The sequence below is a fragment of the Natrinema sp. SYSU A 869 genome (assembly GCF_019879105.1).
Classification (GTDB): Archaea; Halobacteriota; Halobacteria; order Halobacteriales; family Natrialbaceae; genus Natrinema.
Window position 1 is genome coordinate 859,916 of the sequence record NZ_CP082247.1, and the last position, 18,991, is coordinate 878,906.

12 protein-coding genes are annotated in these 18,991 nt (G+C 61.5%); 7 read left to right on the plus strand and 5 right to left on the minus strand.

What is annotated here, in order from left to right; genetic code table 11:
- Positions 1–49: 49 nt before the first annotated feature.
- Together K6I40_RS03825 and K6I40_RS03830 are read right to left on the minus strand one after the other, a co-directional pair.
- Entirely contained in the window at positions 50–1,801 is a 1,752-nt protein-coding gene (locus K6I40_RS03825; protein WP_255681375.1) for an ABC transporter substrate-binding protein, read from the minus strand.
- A gap of 154 nt (positions 1,802–1,955) precedes the next feature.
- Positions 1,956–2,189: a hypothetical protein gene (locus K6I40_RS03830; RefSeq protein WP_222912921.1), complete on the minus strand. Its 234-nt coding sequence runs from the start codon at positions 2,187–2,189 to the stop codon at positions 1,956–1,958.
- A gap of 536 nt (positions 2,190–2,725) precedes the next feature.
- On the opposite strand from K6I40_RS03830, the gene K6I40_RS03835 reads away from it, so the two are divergent.
- From K6I40_RS03835 to K6I40_RS03860, 6 genes are all read left to right on the plus strand, one after another.
- Entirely contained in the window at positions 2,726–4,570 is a 1,845-nt protein-coding gene (locus K6I40_RS03835) for a rhamnogalacturonan lyase (protein ID WP_222913650.1), read from the plus strand.
- A 287-nt stretch (positions 4,571–4,857) separates the two neighbouring features.
- The gene (locus K6I40_RS03840; protein ID WP_222912922.1) at positions 4,858–6,873 is read left to right on the plus strand and encodes a rhamnogalacturonan lyase; all 2,016 of its coding nucleotides are present in this window, start codon (positions 4,858–4,860) and stop codon (positions 6,871–6,873) included.
- A 464-nt stretch (positions 6,874–7,337) separates the two neighbouring features.
- Positions 7,338–9,167, plus strand: a complete 1,830-nt coding sequence (locus K6I40_RS03845) for a rhamnogalacturonan lyase (RefSeq protein ID WP_222913653.1) — start codon at positions 7,338–7,340, stop codon at positions 9,165–9,167.
- A gap of 227 nt (positions 9,168–9,394) precedes the next feature.
- Positions 9,395–11,404, plus strand: coding sequence for a beta-galactosidase (locus tag K6I40_RS03850; protein WP_222912923.1), 2,010 nt, complete (start codon positions 9,395–9,397; stop codon positions 11,402–11,404).
- Positions 11,405–11,732: 328 nt separating this feature from the next.
- On the plus strand, positions 11,733–12,887 hold the full coding sequence (gene dgoD / locus K6I40_RS03855) for a galactonate dehydratase (RefSeq protein ID WP_222912924.1): 1,155 nt from the start codon (positions 11,733–11,735) through the stop codon (positions 12,885–12,887).
- Between the two features lie 231 nt (positions 12,888–13,118).
- Entirely contained in the window at positions 13,119–14,195 is a 1,077-nt protein-coding gene (locus K6I40_RS03860) for a mannonate dehydratase (protein ID WP_222912925.1), read from the plus strand.
- A 538-nt stretch (positions 14,196–14,733) separates the two neighbouring features.
- Here K6I40_RS03860 and K6I40_RS03865 read toward each other — a convergent pair.
- The 3 genes from K6I40_RS03865 to K6I40_RS03875 all read right to left on the minus strand — a co-directional run bounded on the left by K6I40_RS03865 (position 14,734) and on the right by K6I40_RS03875 (position 17,584).
- Entirely contained in the window at positions 14,734–15,039 is a 306-nt protein-coding gene (locus K6I40_RS03865; protein ID WP_222912926.1) for an L-rhamnose mutarotase, read from the minus strand.
- Positions 15,040–15,343: 304 nt separating this feature from the next.
- Positions 15,344–16,375, minus strand: coding sequence for an LLM class flavin-dependent oxidoreductase (locus tag K6I40_RS03870; RefSeq protein ID WP_222912927.1), 1,032 nt, complete (start codon positions 16,373–16,375; stop codon positions 15,344–15,346).
- Positions 16,376–16,378: 3 nt separating this feature from the next.
- Positions 16,379–17,584 (minus strand): enolase C-terminal domain-like protein, encoded by a 1,206-nt coding sequence (locus K6I40_RS03875; RefSeq protein ID WP_222912928.1) that lies wholly within the window; start codon positions 17,582–17,584, stop codon positions 16,379–16,381.
- A gap of 300 nt (positions 17,585–17,884) precedes the next feature.
- Between K6I40_RS03875 and K6I40_RS03880 the strand changes: the two genes are divergently transcribed.
- Positions 17,885–18,919 carry an alcohol dehydrogenase catalytic domain-containing protein gene (locus tag K6I40_RS03880; RefSeq protein ID WP_222912929.1) on the plus strand — a complete coding sequence of 345 codons (1,035 nt, stop codon included), beginning with the start codon at positions 17,885–17,887 and terminating at the stop codon, positions 18,917–18,919.
- Positions 18,920–18,991 lie beyond the last annotated feature (72 nt).

Consider the following 18,991-nt stretch of genomic DNA (forward strand, 5'->3'; position numbering starts at 1 on the left):
TCCGATCGAAGTCTACTACTGTTCGGGCTCGGTTCGTGTCAGGACGGGCTCAGTTGGTCGTGATATGGCCGTTCAGCAGCGCGTGCGGTCCCGGGTCGGAACGGTCCATCCGGAACTCGTCCTCGCTCGGGAAGTCGAAGGTCTCGACGTCGCCGGCGAACCCGCGGTTCTCCTGGAGGTGAATGATCGCCGGCAGATCGAAGTTGACCCACTGGGCGAGCGTTCGCGTGATATCGATCGTTTCCTCCGCAGAGGACGATCCCTCGAGGTCGACCATCAGTTGCGCCGGGTTGATCTCGACGCCGTTACTCCCGACCTCCGGTGCGCCGACTTCCTCGGGAATGTCGAGCGAGAACGGCACGCCGGTCGGGCCGGTGGCGCTATCGCTAGTGACGTCGCCGGCGAGGAGGCCGTAGAAGTTGTTCGAGAAGTACGCCACGGGGTGCCAGTACGGCAACGCGACGTGCCACATCCAGGCGATGTCGAACTCCCACTCTTGGACTCGCGAGTAATAATCCTGCCCAACGGCCTCCATCTCCGCGTTGATCCCGAATTCGTTGAGGTGGTCAGTGAAGACCTTCATCGGCTGGGACTTCCTGACGCCCGCCTGCGTGATGGCGGTGAAGTCGGTCGCGTCACCGTCGGGACCGATCCACTCGCCGTCTTCCCGCGAGTAGCCGGCCTGCTGCATGTACTCGACGGCCGTCTCCTCGTCGGCCTCAACGGGGTAGTCGATGAGACTGTCGACGAAGTCCTCGCCGAGGTACTTCTCCTCGATGGACGCTCGGATCCCCGTCTGGACCTGCGTCGGCGACGCCATCAACCCGGTCTGATTCGCGGCGTCGACGATCGAGGGGATGTCGACCGCCGAAATGATCGCCCGCCGGACCGGCCGCCTCGCGAGGTGCTTGTTGTTCCAGTTCAGGATATACTTCCGGCAGCTGTAATGGTCTAGCTCGTAGATGTTCTGGATGTTGTCGGGGTAGTTCGACCGCTGGCTCTCGGTGATGTACTGGGTCATGTCGAGTTCGTCGCTCTTCTCGAGTTGCTCGACTTGGGTCCCCTCGGTGGGCCGCACGCTGATCTGCTCGATGTCCGTCCGGTCGGCCCACGGGTGATCCTCCCATTTGGTTGCCAGCGTTTCGGAGGAATTGAAGTCCTCGATCTTGAAGAGCGAGCTTCCGTATCCTTCCTCGACGAATTCCTCGGTGTCGATCGTCATCTGGAGGAGGTTGTCGGTCACTGCATCTCGCTCGCTCTCCGTGGTGGCGTCCTCATAGCGCTCGTAATACTCGCGGAAGACCGACTTGGGAGCGGCCGTCCCGCCCTCGGCTTCTGATCGCGCGATAGGCGGCGAGATCTCGTCCTTATAGATCCGCTTGACGGTGTAATCGTCGACCAGTTCGTGGCCTTCGATCGGCGAAGCCTCCGGATCCTGGTAGCGCCAGATCTCCTGTTCGATGAGGTAGTCCTCGGCGGTGATATCGTTGCCGTTCCAGAAACTCCATTGATCCGAGAGCTCGATCGTGACCTCCCGACCCTCGACGCTGAGATCCTCGAAGAAGTCAGTCGACACGGTCCCGTCGGCGTGTGTCGCGACCGTGCCCTGAAGCCAGTAGATGCTGTAGGTCTGTGCGTAGTCCGACGCGTTCCAAGGGTTGAAGTGGACCTGCGTCGGCTGACGGCCGCCCTGGAACGCGGTCACGAACTCCGACGCGTCATCGCTACTGCTGCCGAGACAGCCCGCGAGCGTGGCGGCGACTGTGCCCGCGCTCGCGCCGATGAACTGACGTCTATTCACGCGGCTGTGATTGTGTCTCATATGACTACATCTTCCCACTATCCATCAACCCTTATGTATATTTTGACTAGTAATCAGATGCCAGCGTACTTGGAGCTCATCTGATCAACGTAGGCTGCGAGAACGCGGATTCGGTCGTCCGACACAGTCGCCGTTAGTCGGCACGTCGCGAGCAGATCACCATCATTCCGAACGAGAAGGAACCGGTCACGGCGAACGTCACGAGCTGGATGATCGTAATGACGTACGTCCCAGTCCCTCGCTCGATGGCCGGCAACACGGCGCCGAGGACGAGCAGCGATAACACCGAGACCATAAACAGCAGCCGAAACTGATGACGGAACCGACAGAACGCGTCCATAAGGGTTTCCTCTGCCATGTCGTTCATCGTTCTCGCTCGTCCATCACAAGTGTTACTGTGTGATACTACCACACGATTGTCGCATTCGACCGAGAGACAAGTCCGTCAGACACCGCCTCGAGATGATCCAGTTCCGCCGCAGGCGTGGGTGATCGGACGGCGACTTGTGCAGCCCGCCCATGCTCGAGCCGACACTCGCTTCGGCGCAAGGACGCGTTTGATTCCTTCCAAACGATTGTAACTGGGTGGCCAGATTCAAAGACGCCAGTGAGAATATCCTGAATTGCAGAAGGCTCTTCTCGCCGTGGCTGGCCCTCCGTTGTGGTTACCGTTACCAAATCCTCTAATAATAGATAATGGATTGAGAAAGTGAAGCGTGAAAGACAATGACTGATTCAAACACGAATAGCGTACGATATCGACGTGAGTTGTTGAGCGGGATAGCAGTCGGGACGACGGCGATTGCGACCAGCGGTGTCGGTGCAGCAACCACTGGCGGTCGGACTAACCGGTCTGCCGACAGGGAGGGAAGAGGCAACGATACGAAGGAGTTTACGCGTCAGATGGAGTCACTCGACCGGGGCCTCGTGGCCGTTCCGGTAGAAGACGGGGTGCTCGTCCGATGGCGACTCTTCGGGACTGACCCCGCCGACCTCGGGTTCCACGTATACCGCGATGGTAAGCGGATGAACAACAAGCCAATTACCGACAGCACGAACTACCTCGACCCCGACGGAACAAGGGATTCGACCTACGCGATTCGACCGGTTGGAATCGGCCGGGCCGGCGGGGAGCGGAACGGCGGCAGAGGGGGTGGCCGCAAACCAGGCATGTCGAAGTCCGTCGGGGTGTGGGACAACCAGTACAAGGAGATTCCGTTGAACAAGCCCGATCCGGTTGAGGGCGAGAACGGCGAGACGGTTACGTACCACGCAAACGACGCGAGCGTGGGCGACCTCACGGGCGACGGAACGTTCGACATCGTCCAGAAGTGGACCCCATCAAACTCGAAGGTAAACCCGCTCGATGGATATACGGGCGATGTCCTACTCGACGGATATACGATAGAGGGTGAACACCTTTGGCGAATCAATCTCGGGCAGAATATCCAGGCTGGCCCGGCCTACACATCGTTCGCAGTATACGACTTCGACGGCGACGGGAAGGCGGAATTGGCGATGCGGACGTCTGACGGCACCACGGACGGAGCCGGGACAGTCATCGGTGACCCGGACGCCGACCACACAACCGAGGATGGACGTATCCTCGAAGGGCCGGAGTATCTCACTGTCTTCGACGGGGAAACAGGTGAAGCACTCGCGACGGAAGATTTCGAGCCCGCACGCGGAGACGTCTGCGACTGGGGTGACTGCTACGGCCATCGCGTTAATCATTTCCTCCCGACGCCCGCCTACCTCGACGGCGAGCGACCGAGCATCGTCATGGGTCGCGGCTACTACGAAAAGACGATGGTGGCCGCGTGGGACTTCCGCGACGGCGAACTCACGACCCGCTGGATCTTCGACAGCACCGAGGACAACGAGGAGTATGAGGGCCAGGGCAACCACCAACTCTCCATCGCTGACGTTGACGGCGACGGGAAAGACGAGATCGTCTACGGCGCGATGGTCGTCGATCACGACGGTACTGGGCTGTACTCGACCGGATGGAGCCACGGTGACGCCCTTCACGTGAGCGATTTCGTCCCAGATCGAGAGGGACTCGAGGTCTTTCAGCCCCACGAGTACGGGTCGTACGGAGCAACGCTCCGCGATGCCGGAACAGGTGAGTTACTATGGGGCAAGGGAGGAGGGGAGAAAGACATCGGCAGGGCCATGATCGCCGACGTCGATCCCAACTATACGGGAGCAGAAGCATGGGCAGTGAAGCCCCTGACCGATGGCGGTCTCGGCACGTGGACCGCCCACGGCGAGCAGATCCGCGAGAACGCTATCGGTTCGGCCAACTCCGCGATCTGGTGGACGGGCGACCTACACCGGGAACTGCTTGACCACGATTTCCTCGGCTGGGATGCAGGGTACGGCGTTGGCTGGATTAAAAAGTGGAACCCCGAGACCGAGGAACTAGACCTCCTGAAGTCCTTCGAGGGCACTCATTCGAACAACTCCTCAAAGGGCAATCCGTGTTTTTCGGGAGACATCCTCGGTGACTGGCGCGAAGAGGTGATCTGGCGGACCGAAGACAGCGAGGCGCTGCGCCTGTACGCGACGCCTCACGAGACCGACCACCGGCTGTACACGCTATTGCACGACCCACAGTACCGGGTGGCGCTCTCTTGGCAGAACGTGATCTACAACCAGCCGCCGTGGCCGAGTTACTTCCTGGGGAACGGGATGGACGAACCGCCGAAACCTGATATCGAACTCGTCTCCGCCGGCGGTGACTGAACGGAACGCGTATCGTAGCGTCACGAGTCACCGACAGCCGACACCGCGCGTCTGAGCGGCCAGTACGGTACACGAAGGCGAGGGACCAGCGGCTCGGTCCTGTTCAGCTATCGGCGATTCGAGTCCGCGGCCGCGACTCGCTCGAGTCTAGTGCGAGCGATCACAGCGTTGGCTGCCGGCAAAATCGGCGTTAATACCGATTTGAATAATATATACGGCAACTGTGTTTATAATAGAAAATATTTATATAGAGTGATCTGGACGGGGACGGTGCGGTGTGAAAGACAATGACTAATTCAGACACGAATGAGACACAACTGCGACGGTACCGACGCGAGATTCTGAGCGGAGTGGCGGCCGGGACGGCAGCGTTCGCAACTAGCAGTGCGGCGACTGCCGCGGATCGAAACGGCCGGTCTGCCGTCGGGAACGGAAAAGGCGACGAGATGAACGAGTCGACGTGTCAAATGGAGGCACTCGACCGGGGGCTCGTGGCCGTTCCGGTGGAAGACGGAGTACTCGTCCGCTGGCGACTGCTCGGGACTGAACCAGCCGATCTGGGATTCCATGTGTTCCGCGACGGTGAACGAGTGAACGACAAGCCGATCACCGAGAGCACGAACTTCCTCGATCCCGAGGGCACGAGGGAGTCGACGTACGCGGTTCGACCGGTCGGCAACGGACGGGCCGGCGGAGAGCGGAATACCGGAGATAGCGACCGCAAACCGGGCATGTCGGAGGCCGTCGAAGTATGGGATAACCAGTACAAGGAGATTCCGCTAAACAAGCCCGACCCGGTCGAGGGCGAGAACGGGGAGACGGTCACGTACCACGCGAACGACGCGAGCGTAGGCGACCTTACCGGCGACGGCACGCTCGATATCGTCCAGAAGTGGACGCCATCGAATTCGGGGGACAACCTGCCAGGTCATAGGAGCGACGTCCTGCTCGACGGATATACGATCGAGGGCGAGCACCTCTGGCGTATCAACCTCGGACAGAACATCCGGGCTGGACCCCACTACACGCCGTTCGTCGTCTACGACTTCGACGGTGACGGGACGGCGGAACTGGCCGTGCGGACGTCCGACGGTACCACGGACGGAACTGGGACGGTCATCGGGGACCCTGATGCCGACTACACGAATGAGGAGGGATACGTCCTTGAGGGACCGGAGTATCTCACCGTCTTCGACGGCGAGACGGGCGAGGCACTCGCGACGACCGACTTCGAGCCTGCGCGCGGAGACGTCTGCGACTGGGGCGACTGTTACGGGAATCGCGTTGATCGATTCCTGGCCGGCGTCGCCTACCTCGACGGCGAGCGACCGAGCATCCTCATGACGCGGGGCTACTACGAAAAGTCGATGCTGGCCGCGTGGGATTTCCGCGACGGCGACCTCGAGACCCGCTGGATCTTCGACAGCGACGACGGCAACGAGGAGTACGAGAGCCAGGGCAACCACCAGCTCGCCACCGCCGACGTCGACGGCGACGGGAAGGACGAAATCGTCTACGGCGCGTGCGTCATCGACCACGACGGCACCGGGCTCTACTCGACTGGCTGGAACCACGGCGACGCCCTGCACGTTGGCGACTTCGATCCTAGTCGGGACGGACTCGAGGTCTTCATGCCCCACGAGTGGGGGCCCTACGGCGCGACGTTCCGCGACGCCGGAACGGGCGAGTTACTGTGGGGCAAGGAAGGTGAGGGAGACATCGGCAGGGGGCTGATCGCCGACATTGATCCGAACTACGACGGTGCGGAAGCGTGGGCGGGGATCCCCCTGTCCGATGGCGGACTCGGCATGTGGACCGCTCACGGCGAGCAGATCAACGGGGCCAGCGTCGACTCGATCAACTCCGCAGTCTGGTGGACGGGCGACCTGCACCGGGAACTGATGGATCACGATTTCCTCGGCTGGGACGCGGGGTACGGCGTCGGGTGGATCAAGAAGTGGAACCCCGAGACCCAGGAGCTGGACCTCCTGAAGTCCTTCGAGGGAACTCGCTCGAACAACTCGTCGAAGGGCAATCCGTGTCTCTCGGGAGATATCGTCGGCGACTGGCGGGAGGAGGTGATCTGGCGGACCGAAGACAGCGAGGCGCTGCGCCTGTACGCGACGCCTCACGAGACCGACCACCGGCTACACACGCTGTTGCACGACCCGCAGTACCGGACCGCAATTGCGTGGCAGAACGCCGGCTATAACCAGCCGCCGTGGCCGAGTTACTTCCTCGGTCACGGGATGGACGAACCGCCAAAACCCAATATCGAACTCGTCTCCGCCAGCGGTGACTGAACGGGACGCGTATCGTCGCATCACGATCCACCGACAGCCGACGTCATGCGTCTAAGTAGCCAGTACGGTACACGGAGGCGTGGGACCAGCAGCTCGGTCCCGTTCGGCTATCGGCGATTCAAGTCCGCGGCCGCGACTCGCTCGAGTGGAGCGCGAGTGGTCCCGGAGTTGGCTACCGACGAAACCGAGATTGATGTCTGATGATGTACAGTTACACTAACTATAATTATAGTAACAAAATATTTATATAATACGATATGAATGGGGGAAGTGCAGCGTGAAAGACAATGACTAATATGGGTAACGATAGCACGCAGTTTCGACGATATCGACGCGAGATCCTGAGCGGGGTCGCAGCCGGGACGGCAGCGGTCGCAACTAGCGGTGCGGCGACTGCTACGGGTTGGAACGACCGATCCGCTAGAAACGGAAGCGACGACGAGAAGAACGGGTCGACGCGTCAGATGGAATCACTCGACCGGGGCCTAGTGGCCGTTCCGACGGGAGACAGGGTACTCGTCCGATGGCGACTGCTCGGGACCGAGCCCACCGATCTGGGATTCCACGTGTATCGCGACGGTGAACGGGTGAACAACAAACCGATCACCGACAGCACGAATTACCTCGATCCCGAGGGAACGACAGACTCAACGTACGCGGTTCGAGCGGTCGGAAACGGTCGAGCCAGCGGCAGGAAAGACGGCGGCCAGAAACCCGGCATGTCGGAGTCCGTCGAGGTGTGGGACAACCAGTACAAGGAGATCCCGCTGAACAAGCCCGATCCCGTCGAAGGCGAGGACGGCGAGACGGTCACGTACCACGCGAACGACGCGAGCGTGGGCGACCTCACGGGCGACGGAACGCTCGACATCGTCCAGAAGTGGACGCCGTCGAACGCGAAGGACAACGCCCACGAGGGGCACACGAGCGACGTCCTGATCGACGGGTACACGATCGAGGGCAAGCACCTCTGGCGGATCAACCTCGGGCAGAACGTCCGGGCCGGCGCACACTACACGCCGTTCGTCGTCTACGACTTCGACGGTGACGGGACGGCAGAACTGGCCGTGCGAACGTCCGACGGTACCACCGACGGGACCGGAACGGTCATCGGTGACCCGGACGCGGATTACACGAACGAAGTAGGACGCATTCTCGAGGGACCGGAGTATCTCACCGTCTTCGACGGCGAGACCGGCGAAGCGCTCGCAACAGCGGACTTCGAGCCCGCGCGCGGAGACCTCTGTTCGTGGGGCGACTGCTACGGGAACCGCGCCGACCGGTTCCTCGCCGGCGTCGGTTACTTCGACGGCGAGCGCCCGAGCATCCTCATGACGCGGGGCTACTACGAGAAATCGATGCTGGCCGCCTGGGACTTCCGCGACGGCGAACTCGAGACTCGCTGGATCTTCGATAGCGACGACGGAAATCAGGAGTACGAGGGCCAAGGTAACCACCAGCTCGTCACCGCCGACGTCGACGACGACGGCAAGGACGAGATCGTCTACGGCTCGTGTGTCATCGATCACGACGGCACCGGACTCTACTCGACCGGCTGGAACCACGGCGACGCACTCCACGTGAGCGACTTCGATCCCGATCGGGACGGGCTCGAAGTCTTCATGCCCCACGAGTGGGGGCCGTACGGAGCGACGTTCCGCGACGCCGCAACGGGCGAGTTACTGTGGGGCGTCGAAGCGGAGGGCGACATCGGCAGAGGGCTGATCGCGGACATCGATCCGAACCACGACGGTGCCGAGGCGTGGGCGGGGATCCCCCTGTCTGACAACGATATCGGCTTGTGGTCGGCTCAGGGCGAGCAGATCAATGAGAACTCCGTCGACTCGATGAATTTCGGGATCTGGTGGACCGGTGACCTGCACCGAGAGCTGCTGGACCACGACTTCCTCGGCTGGGACGAGGGGTACGGCCACGGCTGGATCAAGAAGTGGAACCCGGAGACGCAGGAACTGGATCTCGTGAAGTCCTTCAACGGCACGCGGTCGAACAACGGCTCGAAGGGGACACCGTGTCTCTCGGGAGACATCCTCGGCGACTGGCGGGAGGAGGTGATCTGGCGGACCGAAGACAGCGAGGCGTTGCGCCTGTATGCGACGCCGTACGAGACCGACCACCGACTGCACACGTTGCTGCACGATTCTCAGTACCGAACCGCGATCGCGTGGCAGAACGCCGGCTACAACCAGCCGCCGTGGCCGAGTTACTTCCTCGGTCATGGGATGGACGAACCGCCGAAGCCAGACATCGAACTCGTCTCCGCTGATACTGACTGAGCGGTACCCGTTCCGTCGTGGGACCGGTACGGCGCTGATCAGTGTCGCACTCGACGGACCGAGATAGTGGAGTTCGTGGTCCCGATCACGGAATCCACCACCCGAAGCGGTTCTAGCACGGAGATTCAGTTAGATTCGTGGAGCGTGAGCGGACGAGGTGCTACCTGAGGCAGCGCCGTCTCTCCCTTCATGATAACGTTTACAATGATCGGTGCGAACGGGTACCTATGTCAATCGGAGTATGCTACTTTCCGGAGCATTGGCCGCGCGAACGGTGGGAGACGGATATTCAGCAGATGGCCAACGCCGGAATCGAATACGTGCGCATGGCCGAGTTCTCATGGCGGGTCCTCGAGCCGGAACGCAGCGAGTTTGACTTCGAGTGGCTGGACGAAATCATCGACCTGATCGGTGAGTACGAGATGCAGGCCGTTCTGTGTACACCGACGGCGTCGCCGCCGCGGTGGTTAGTCGAGGAGCGACCCGAAATCCTCCAGACGGACCGCGACGGAACGACCAGATCGGTCGGCAGCCGACGGCACTACTGTTTCACCTCCGAGGCGTACCGCGAGGAAACCGACCGCGTCGTCCGGACGATGGCTGAGCGCTACGCCGACGATTCGCGCGTCGTCGGTTGGCAGACCGACAACGAATACGGCTGTCACGGAACGACTCGCTGTTACTGCGACGACTGTGCCGCCGCGTTCCGAGACTGGGTTCGCGAGGAGTACGAAACCATCGACACCCTCAACGACGCGTGGGGGACGACCTTCTGGAGTCAGCAGTACGACGACTTCGAACAGGTCGACATCCCACGGCCGACGCCTGCCCAGGACCATCCCTCGCTGTGGCTTGACTTCGCCCGGTTTGCGAGTGACAGCGTCGTCGAGTACAACCGACTGCAGGCGAACCTCCTGCGCGACGCGAACGACGACTGGTTCGTCACGCACAACTTCATGAACCTGTTCGAGTCGGTCGACGCCTACGACGTCGGCGACGACCTCGATCTGATCTCGTGGGACTCGTACCCGACCGGCCATGCTCAACAGGCTGGCGGCGAGACGACGACCGACGAACTCCGTGCGGGGAATCCCGATCTGCTCTCGTTCAATCACGACCTCTACCGGAGCGTGCTCGACCGGCCGTTCTGGGTGATGGAACAACAGCCAGGAGACGTCAATTGGCCGCCACACTCCACGCAGCCTGCGGAGGGAGCGATGCGTCTGTGGGCCCACCACGCGACCGCCCACGGTGCCGACGCCATCGTCTACTTCCGCTGGCGACGCTGCCTCGAGGGCCAAGAACAGTATCACGCCGGCCTCCGCAAGCAGGATGGGTCCCCGGATCGTGGGTATCACGACGCAACGCGGGCGGCCGAGGAACTGTTCGACGTCGACGATGTCGACGCACCTGTTGCCCTGCTTCACGACTACGAGAACGCGTGGGCGCTCAGTAAACAGTCCCACGCACCCGATTTCGACTACTGGCAGCTGTTACAGTCGTTCTACGCGGCGATCCGAGCACGCGGCGTTCAGGTCGACATCGTTCACCCCGAGAGCGATATCGAATCGTATGACGCGGTCGTCGCTCCGACGCTTCACCTGCTGACCGAATCGCTAGCCGACCATCTGACTGCGTACGTCGACTCCGGCGGCGAACTGCTACTCGGCCCGCGGACGGGCGTCAAAGACGAGGACAATACTCTCCGACCCGACCCCCAGCCCGGTCCGCTGTCTCCCCTCGTCGGTGCGACCGTCGACCAGCACGAGACGCTCCCGATGCAGTTCGAGCGGACCGTCGTCCGACCCGACGAGCCGCACACTGACTACGCGTTCCGGACATGGGCCGAATGGATCGACGCTGATACGGCCGAGCCGGTGCTCGAGTATGCGGGCAACGATATCGAAGCCGGACGGACAGCGGCCGTTCGAAACACGGTTGGTGACGGATGCGTCGTCTACTGCGGTGTCTGGCCCGAGGCCGACCTCGCGAACGACCTCGTCGGGTCCCTCCTCGGCCGCGCCGGCGTCCGCCGCTCGGATCCGCTCCCCGAGGGCGTTCGTGTCGCCTGCCGTGATGGCCACACGTGGGTGATGAACTTCGGGAGCGAGCCGATCATGGTGACACTCGAGGAGGAGACATCGTGGCGGCTCGGCGGCCCCGAGATCGAACCGTTCGATGTCTCGATCGCCGATACCGACGTTGTCGACGGCCTGTCCGCGCGGATTCTGATGTAGCGGTGGAACGATACTCGGACCGGGAAACGATCGACGCGATCGATGTTAACCGTGCGGAAATGGCCTCGAGAAACGGATCACCGGACTGAATCAATTTCGATTTTCCGTCCCGGATCGATCTCAACAGACGCCCGTCTATCCGGTGGTATCGGACAATATCTTGATTCGAATCGCGATTCCCCCTCGAAGGGCAGTCCGAACGCAGCCTTGATGAAGAGCCAGCGATACCGACGACCCAGAGGAGGTTGACCCGACGATGTCGGCCGATATGGTGCTATGAAACCCTCCCGAAACGACTAAACGAAAGTCGCTCGGAATGAAAACATAGATGACTGAAATCGTCGACTACGAGCTGTTCGCGGTGCCGCCACGATGGCTGTTCCTCCGTCTCGAGACGGACGACGGAACGGTCGGCTGGGGAGAGCCGGTCGTGGAGGGACGGGCAAAGACCGTCCGGACCGCGGTCGAGGAACTCCTCGACAACTACCTGCTGGGAACGGATCCGACCCGGATCGAGGATCACTGGCAGGCGATGTACCGTGGCGGTTTCTATCGAGGCGGCCCCGTATTGATGAGCGCAATCGCAGGTATCGATCAGGCCCTGTGGGACATCAAGGGCAAGCAACTGGGCGTCCCGGTTCACGAACTACTCGGCGGGCCAGTCCGGGATCGGATCCGAGTCTATCAGTGGATCGGCGGTGACCGCCCCGCCGATGTAGCCGAACAGGCCCGAAAGCAGGTCGAGGCGGGCTTTACGGCGCTCAAGATGAACGCGACGGAAGAAGTCGAACGCGTCGACGATCCCGCGACGATCGAGGCCGCCGTCACTCGGCTTCGTGAGGTTCGCGAGGCCGTCGGTGACGACGTCGACATCGGTGTCGACTTCCACGGTCGCGTTTCGAAACCGATGGCGAAACGGCTCGTCAAAGAGCTGGAACCGCACGAACCGATGTTCGTCGAGGAGCCAGTCCTGCCGGAACACAACGATGCGCTGCCGACGATCGCGTCCCATACCACGACTCCGATCGCCACGGGTGAGCGAATGTTCTCCCGGTGGGACTTCAAAGAAGTATTCGAGAGCGGGGCGGTCGACGTGATCCAGCCCGACCTCAGCCACGCTGGTGGGATCACCGAGGTCACAAAGATCGCCTCGATGGCCGAAGCGTACGACGTGGCGATGGCTCCACACTGTCCCCTCGGGCCGCTCGCACTCGCATCCTGTCTCCAGGTAGACGCCTGCTCGCACAACGCGCTCATTCAGGAACAGAGCCTGAACATCCACTACAACGAGACCAGCGACGTACTCGAGTACCTGACCGATCCGTCCGTGTTCGACTACGAGGACGGCTACGTCGAGATCCCGGACGAGCCTGGCCTCGGTGTCGAGATCGATGAGGATCACGTCCGCAAACAGGCTGAACTCGAGCACGACTGGCACAATCCCGTCTGGCGACACGACGACGGCAGCGTCGCCGAATGGTAACGTAACGCTCTCGGAGCAGTACCTCTGTGACAGTCACGACGGCTCTCAGTTTCTCGTCGTCGCAATCGACTCTCGAAGCCGGTCCGAGGAAAACACGTCACCCGTCGTCACTCCAACGGGCTCGTTCCGTGTTGCCGTTCCATGGCTCGGATACGTCCACTGGTGCGGTAGTTCGCATCCAATAGACGGGACTACCCGTACTAATTTAGCCGTCCCGTGAGAAGAGAGAGTATGAGTCGAAGTACCAGTGCTACCGTCCGTGTCGGCGTTCGAACGCGTTCTCTCTCGGAAGGTAGATTGCGATACATACGCCAGCTTGGTGCAACAGATATCTTCGTCGATCACGCCGATACGGACGAGGAACCCGACGAATTCAATGATCGCGATGGTGCCGAGACGATCGCAGTCGGGCCGGACCAGATTCCGTCCGTCTCGGAACTCACGGCCGCTCGAGACCGTATCGAGGACGCGGGACTATCGTTTACGGGCGTTCAATCGCTCCCGTATTCGATGTATGGTGATATCATGTTCGGGCGAGAGGGTACAGACGACGCGCTCGATCAGATCACGACCCTGATCCGAAATCTCGGGCAAGCCGGCATTCCGGTGTTAGGATATCAATGGAACCCTCGCAGCGTCGTCCCGATGCGAACGTCGCCCGTCGAGACGCGAGGCGGTGCCGAGGCGACCGCCTTCGATTACGACGAACTCGACGACCCCGACGAACTCGCACCCGGTCTCGACCGAGCGTATACTGAAGCGGAGTTCTGGGACAACTACCAGTACTTCCTCGAGACCGTGCTTCCAGTCGCAGAGGACGCCGGCGTCGACCTCGCACTGCATCCGGTCGACCCGCCAGGTCTCGAGTCGCTCGGGGGCATTCCGCGTCTGTTTCGGAACATCAAGAACTTCGAGAGGGCCATGGAGCTCGTCCCGAGCGATAATCACGGATTGAAACTCTGTCTGGGCTGTTTCTCCCAGATGGGCGAAGACGTCACCGACGTCATCCGTCGCTTCGGCGAGCGTGACCAGATCGTCTTCATCCACTTCCGCGACGTCGTCGGGACGGTACCGAAATTCCACGAGACGTTCGTCGATACGGGGAACTTCGACACCGCTACGGTGGTCAGAACGCTACGGGATATTGGGTTCGATGGGGCAGTTATTCCCGACCACGTGCCGAAGATGGAGGGGGACGACGACTGGAGACACCGGGCACGTGGGTTTACCGTCGGCTATCTTCGCGGCGTTATCGATACGGTTCAGTCGGAACCGACACGGACAACACAACTCTCAGAGCTCGAGTAGGCCGGTTCTCTCCCATCGCCGTTTCGAAGCGGTTGTCGCTTCTTCCTCCAAAGCGCTCAGCGATCGATGGAAGCGTCAGTTGTCCGGCGTCCGTACAACGAAACACGGCTGATCGTCCGGCATCGTCGGAAACAGGTGAGTGACGAACGGCACGAGTGATAGTTGATAGACCGATTCCAGGCTTACTCCGGGAGACAGCCGCGAGATGTCGTCCGGCAGAGCCGGACTCGTAGACGATACTGTCACCCGTTCCACAGACATAGATTACAAACATATGCGTGTAAGTTCTCTGGCACTCCGAGAGAGTTCCGACTGAGAAATCGAATTCGTCGGGTACAGGTCCCGTAGTCGCGTTTCAGAGGTGTCCGGTGATACCGGACACAATATGCGTAACGCTGCCACGACACAGGCTACCGAGAGGTCGTTGCTGATCGCACAGTCCGACCGCTGCTGGGTCGTCGAATACCGTCAGGAGAGGGGGCGGAGCACTGGACGGTCCGTGATCAGTCAATTCGCGCGACGAACGTGACTGTGCCCGCTAGATCATTCGGTATACTTCATCCAGCCATTGGTCGGAGTCATCATCGACGACGATTCCGTCCATCTCCTCGGCCCAGCGAGCCTGTGCGTCGCTCGTGTCCATCACGTCTTGGATCGCCTCCGGATTGTCAAGTTCCATGAACCCGAAGACGTGCCCGTCCGACTCGAAGACGCTGTAGGTCTCGAGTCCGGCATCGGAATCGAGATACGCCGCTTCGAGCCACGTGGGCACGTCCTCGTGGGCCTCGCGGTATGCTTCACGCTGTCCGTCGGCGATTTCCAGATGGAACGCAATGCGTGCCATACAGGAGGCAAATCGAGCGGCAGTCCCTTAGCTATTCCCCAGTTCGTGTCGTTCGGAACGTCACTCGAGACGGTCCCGATCGACGGTCGCTTCGTCGACTTCGATCCCGATCCCGAGTGTCTCTGGTACTGCGAGCCCGCCGCTGGGGGATCGAACGGGGACTCGAGGAGGTCATGTCGAGGAGGATCTTCGCCGCGATCAAACTCGAATAGAACGGGCTCGAGTACCGTTCTCTTGGCGTGGGGAGACGGCGAGCCGAAGAGGAAACAGAAAACGTGACGGCGATCGATGTCGACGGCGAGGTCTACTGGAACTGCGGCATTACTTCGTCGGCGAACAGCTCCATACCGCCGGTCTCGGGGAAGTCGACGAACCAGCACTGGAACTTCGTGACGCCGGTGTCGATCCGCTGCTCGATCGCGTCGGCACACTCCTCGGGCGTCCCCATGATGAAGTACTCATTGGCGATCTCCTCGGTCGTGATGTCGGCCTGATCGACGTACTCCTCTTCGAACTGAATCGGGATCATCAGGTCGAGCAGGCGCTCGTATTTCTCGGGATCGCGCGTACAGATGACGTGCCCGTCCCAAGAGTACTCGATCTCGTCCGGATCGCGGCCGACCGTCTCGCAGTGGTCCTCGATGACGCCGATCTTGTGCTCGAGCGTCTCCGGGGTCCCGTTGAACACGTCCGTGTTCCAGACGTCGGCGTGTTTCGCGACGAGTTTCAGCGTCACCTCTTCGCCCTGGCCGCCGACGAGGATCGGCGGATGGGGGTCCTGAACCGGCCCGGGCTCACAGTAGGCACCGTCGATCTGGTAGCGATCGCCAGCGAAGGAGGCGGGTTCGCCGGAATCGGTGGCCCACAGCTCCTTTATCAGGCGGATGCTCTCGTCTAGTCGCATCAGCCGCTCGAAGCCGTCGCGGTACTCCCAGTCGTAGGCCTCGTACTCGGGTTCGTGCCACCCCGCACCGAGTCCAAGCTCGAGCCGGCCGTCGGAAATGACGTCCAGTGTCGCAGCCATCTTCGCGACGAGTGCGGGGTTGCGGTAGTCGTTACAGAGGACGAGCGAGCCGAGATTGATGTCGTCGGTGAGGCCGGCCAGTGCGGACAACAGCGTCCAGCACTCGTACTCGGCGTGATCGCGCCCGAGCATGAGGTGATCCGGTGCCCACGCGGCGTCGAAGCCGAGTTCCTCGGCTTTTAGGACGCCCTCCTTCGTCGTCTCCCAGTCGAGTCGCTCGTAACACGGCGTATCGCGGTGCGTGGGATCCGTCCCCGATTCCGGCGCGCCCGCGAACACCGGTACGTTGTACTCAAACGTGACGTCGGTCATGGATTACTCCACGCTGTAGTGCTCGAGGGCCTCGGGATTGGTCGCCGAGCTCAGCCCGACGGTGTCGGGGAGTGAGATGGTGCCGTTCTCGGCCTGGGGCGGGTTGGCGTAGATCGCGTCGGCGTAGGTCGACTCCTGCTCGCCCTGGCGCTCCTCGTACCACTCGGGGATCGGGAAGTACTCCGCCATCGGCGCATTGGTCGACGCGGCGATAAAGTGCAGCGTCGGGTTCGTTCCGGAGTGAGGGATCACCGGTACGTCGCGGGCACTCGCCATAGCGTCGATTCGCTGGAGTTCGGTCAGTCCGCCACAGCGGTGGATATCGGGCTGGAGGATGTCCACGGCTTCGCGCTCGAGCAGTTCCTTGTGGCCCCAGCGAGTGAACTCGTGTTCTCCGCCGGAGATCGGCACGTTCGACGCCTCGCGGACCTCGGCGTAGCCGTCGATGTCGTCGGGGATGACCGGTTCCTCGACCCACTCCATGTCGTAGCGCTCGAGGCGCTTGAGCATCTTCTTGGCGTACCGGACGTTCCACCCCATGTAGGCGTCGCCGGCGATCGCGATCTCGTCGCCGACGGCGTCGCGGACCGTCTCGACGATCTTCTCGTTCTCCTTCATTCCCTCGCGACCCGCTTCCGGACCGTACCGGAACCGCAGCTTCATCGCATCGAAGCCCTGTTCCGCGTAGTTCTGGGCCTCCCGCGCGAGTGTCTCGTGGTCGACCGGATGGAGGTTGCTCGCGTAACAGGGGATCTCGTCCGAGACCGGGCCGCCAAGAAGCTCGTACACCGGCTTCTCCGCTTCCTTGCCGGCGATGTCCCAGAGGGCGAGATCGACGGCGCTAATGGCCTCGATGGCCGCGCCCTTCCGACCGAAGGGGATCGTTGCCCGGTACATCATGTCCCACAGCCGTTCGCGTTCGTGGGGATCCTCGCCGACGACGAGCTTCGAGAGCGTCTCGTTGACGATCGTCTCAATCGAGCCCGTCGCCCAGTTGCCGACGCCGACACCGGTGATGCCCGCGTCCGTTTCGACTTCCACGACGACGTCACCGACCGGCCCCATCCACTTTCGACGGGCCTCCGGATTGTCGCCGTCAGCGTTGTTGTACTCGTCGAACTTGCTCATGACGGTGACGAGCGGGAACTCGACGAACTCGCCCCAAGAATCGGTACTGACCTTCGTGACGGTGATGTTCGTTATCTCCATGAATCTAAAGTCACTTCCAACGGACTCACCTTGACGTGTGTTCAACAGCCACATAAATGTTTATAGTACCTCGATGCTCCCACCCCAGGAGACGACCGCTTCATCCTCTCTCGAGAGTTCTGTCCGGACACAGCGCCCATGACACCAAACATAAAACGCAGCGACCGCTGGTCGAACTCGAGTTCCCACGGCTGGCGAGATGGAGAGTAGCCGTCCCAGTCGAACGTGTCCCACACCTAAAGGTATATGTAGGAGAGTCCCCCATCTATTGATAGCTCGACTAGAGCGAGGTAACCCTAGATGAAGGCCATAGTACATACCGGTCCCAGATCTATCGAGATTCGCGAACGTGAAAAGGCAATCCCCGACGACGACGAAGTACTCGTTCGCGTTCACTCGGCGGGGCTGTGCGGAAGCGACGCGCACGCGTACAAATACGAAGACGGCTACGAGTGGATCCCGATTCCGCGAATCATGGGCCACGAGTATTCCGGTGAGATCGTCGAGGTCGGTGATGACATCACCGACTTCGCAGTCGGCGATCACGTCGTCGAGGAGCCGATCCACGACTGCGGCTCATGTTTCCAGTGCAATAACGGGCAGCCGAACGTCTGCCAGAACTTCGATATCACGGGCATGCACAACGACGGTGCGTACACCGAGTACACGACGGTCCGCCCGAAAGATCTGCACCTGATTCCGGACGACGTCCCCCTCGGACACGCGAGCATCACCGAACCGCTCAGCATCGCGACGCGCGCGGTGTTCGATCAGTCCCATGTGACGCCGGGCGACACCGTCCTCGTGGAGGGGCCCGGCCCGATCGGCGTTCTCGTTGCGGCCGTCGCGGACTCGATGGGCGCTAACGTCTTCGTCTCGGGACTGGGCAAAGACACCGAGTATCGGCTGCCACTGGTCGAAGAGCTCGGAATCGAAACGATCGATATCGAGACGAACGACCTCTCCGACGTCGTCGACGCGCGAACTGACGGCGTCGGTTTCGACGCGGTGTTCGATACGACCGGCCACGCCAGCGGCATCGAGATGGCTATCGACCACGTCCGCAAGGGCGGACAAGTCGTCGTCGTCGGCCTCCCCGGCTCCCCCAGCGAAGTGTTCATGACACCGGTGGTTCGCGGCGAAGTCGACGTGAACACGTCCTACGGCTCGACCTGGCAGAACTTCGAGCAGGCCATCCGACTGCTATCTGCTGGTGCCATCGACGCCGACGCGATCATCGATCGCTCGTTCAGCGTCGACGACCCGACCGCCGCGTTCGAGGCGTTCCTCGAGTCGGAGACCTGCAAGCCGGTCTTCTCGTTTGCGGATCGCTGAGCGATCGTCTCCGCCTGCAGGTGCGCCTGCTCGTTGGTCGCATCAGCCTATCACCTACGGCGCTCAACCGGG

What these genes read in the sequence shown, in the direction of transcription:
- K6I40_RS03830 (WP_222912921.1), bottom strand. Translation starts at nt 2,189, where the DNA reads ATGAACGACATGGCAGAGGAAACCCTTATGGACGCGTTCTGTCGGTTC.
- K6I40_RS03865 (WP_222912926.1), bottom strand. Translation starts at nt 15,039, where the DNA reads ATGGCACGCATTGCGTTCCATCTGGAAATCGCCGACGGACAGCGTGAA.
- K6I40_RS03845 (WP_222913653.1), top strand. Translation starts at nt 7,338, where the DNA reads ATGGAATCACTCGACCGGGGCCTAGTGGCCGTTCCGACGGGAGACAGG.
- K6I40_RS03835 (WP_222913650.1), top strand. Translation starts at nt 2,726, where the DNA reads ATGGAGTCACTCGACCGGGGCCTCGTGGCCGTTCCGGTAGAAGACGGG.
- K6I40_RS03880 (WP_222912929.1), top strand. Translation starts at nt 17,885, where the DNA reads ATGAAGGCCATAGTACATACCGGTCCCAGATCTATCGAGATTCGCGAA.
- K6I40_RS03870 (WP_222912927.1), bottom strand. Translation starts at nt 16,375, where the DNA reads ATGACCGACGTCACGTTTGAGTACAACGTACCGGTGTTCGCGGGCGCG.
- dgoD (WP_222912924.1), top strand. Translation starts at nt 11,733, where the DNA reads ATGACTGAAATCGTCGACTACGAGCTGTTCGCGGTGCCGCCACGATGG.
- K6I40_RS03860 (WP_222912925.1), top strand. Translation starts at nt 13,119, where the DNA reads ATGAGTCGAAGTACCAGTGCTACCGTCCGTGTCGGCGTTCGAACGCGT.
- K6I40_RS03875 (WP_222912928.1), bottom strand. Translation starts at nt 17,584, where the DNA reads ATGGAGATAACGAACATCACCGTCACGAAGGTCAGTACCGATTCTTGG.
- K6I40_RS03840 (WP_222912922.1), top strand. Translation starts at nt 4,858, where the DNA reads ATGACTAATTCAGACACGAATGAGACACAACTGCGACGGTACCGACGC.
- K6I40_RS03850 (WP_222912923.1), top strand. Translation starts at nt 9,395, where the DNA reads ATGTCAATCGGAGTATGCTACTTTCCGGAGCATTGGCCGCGCGAACGG.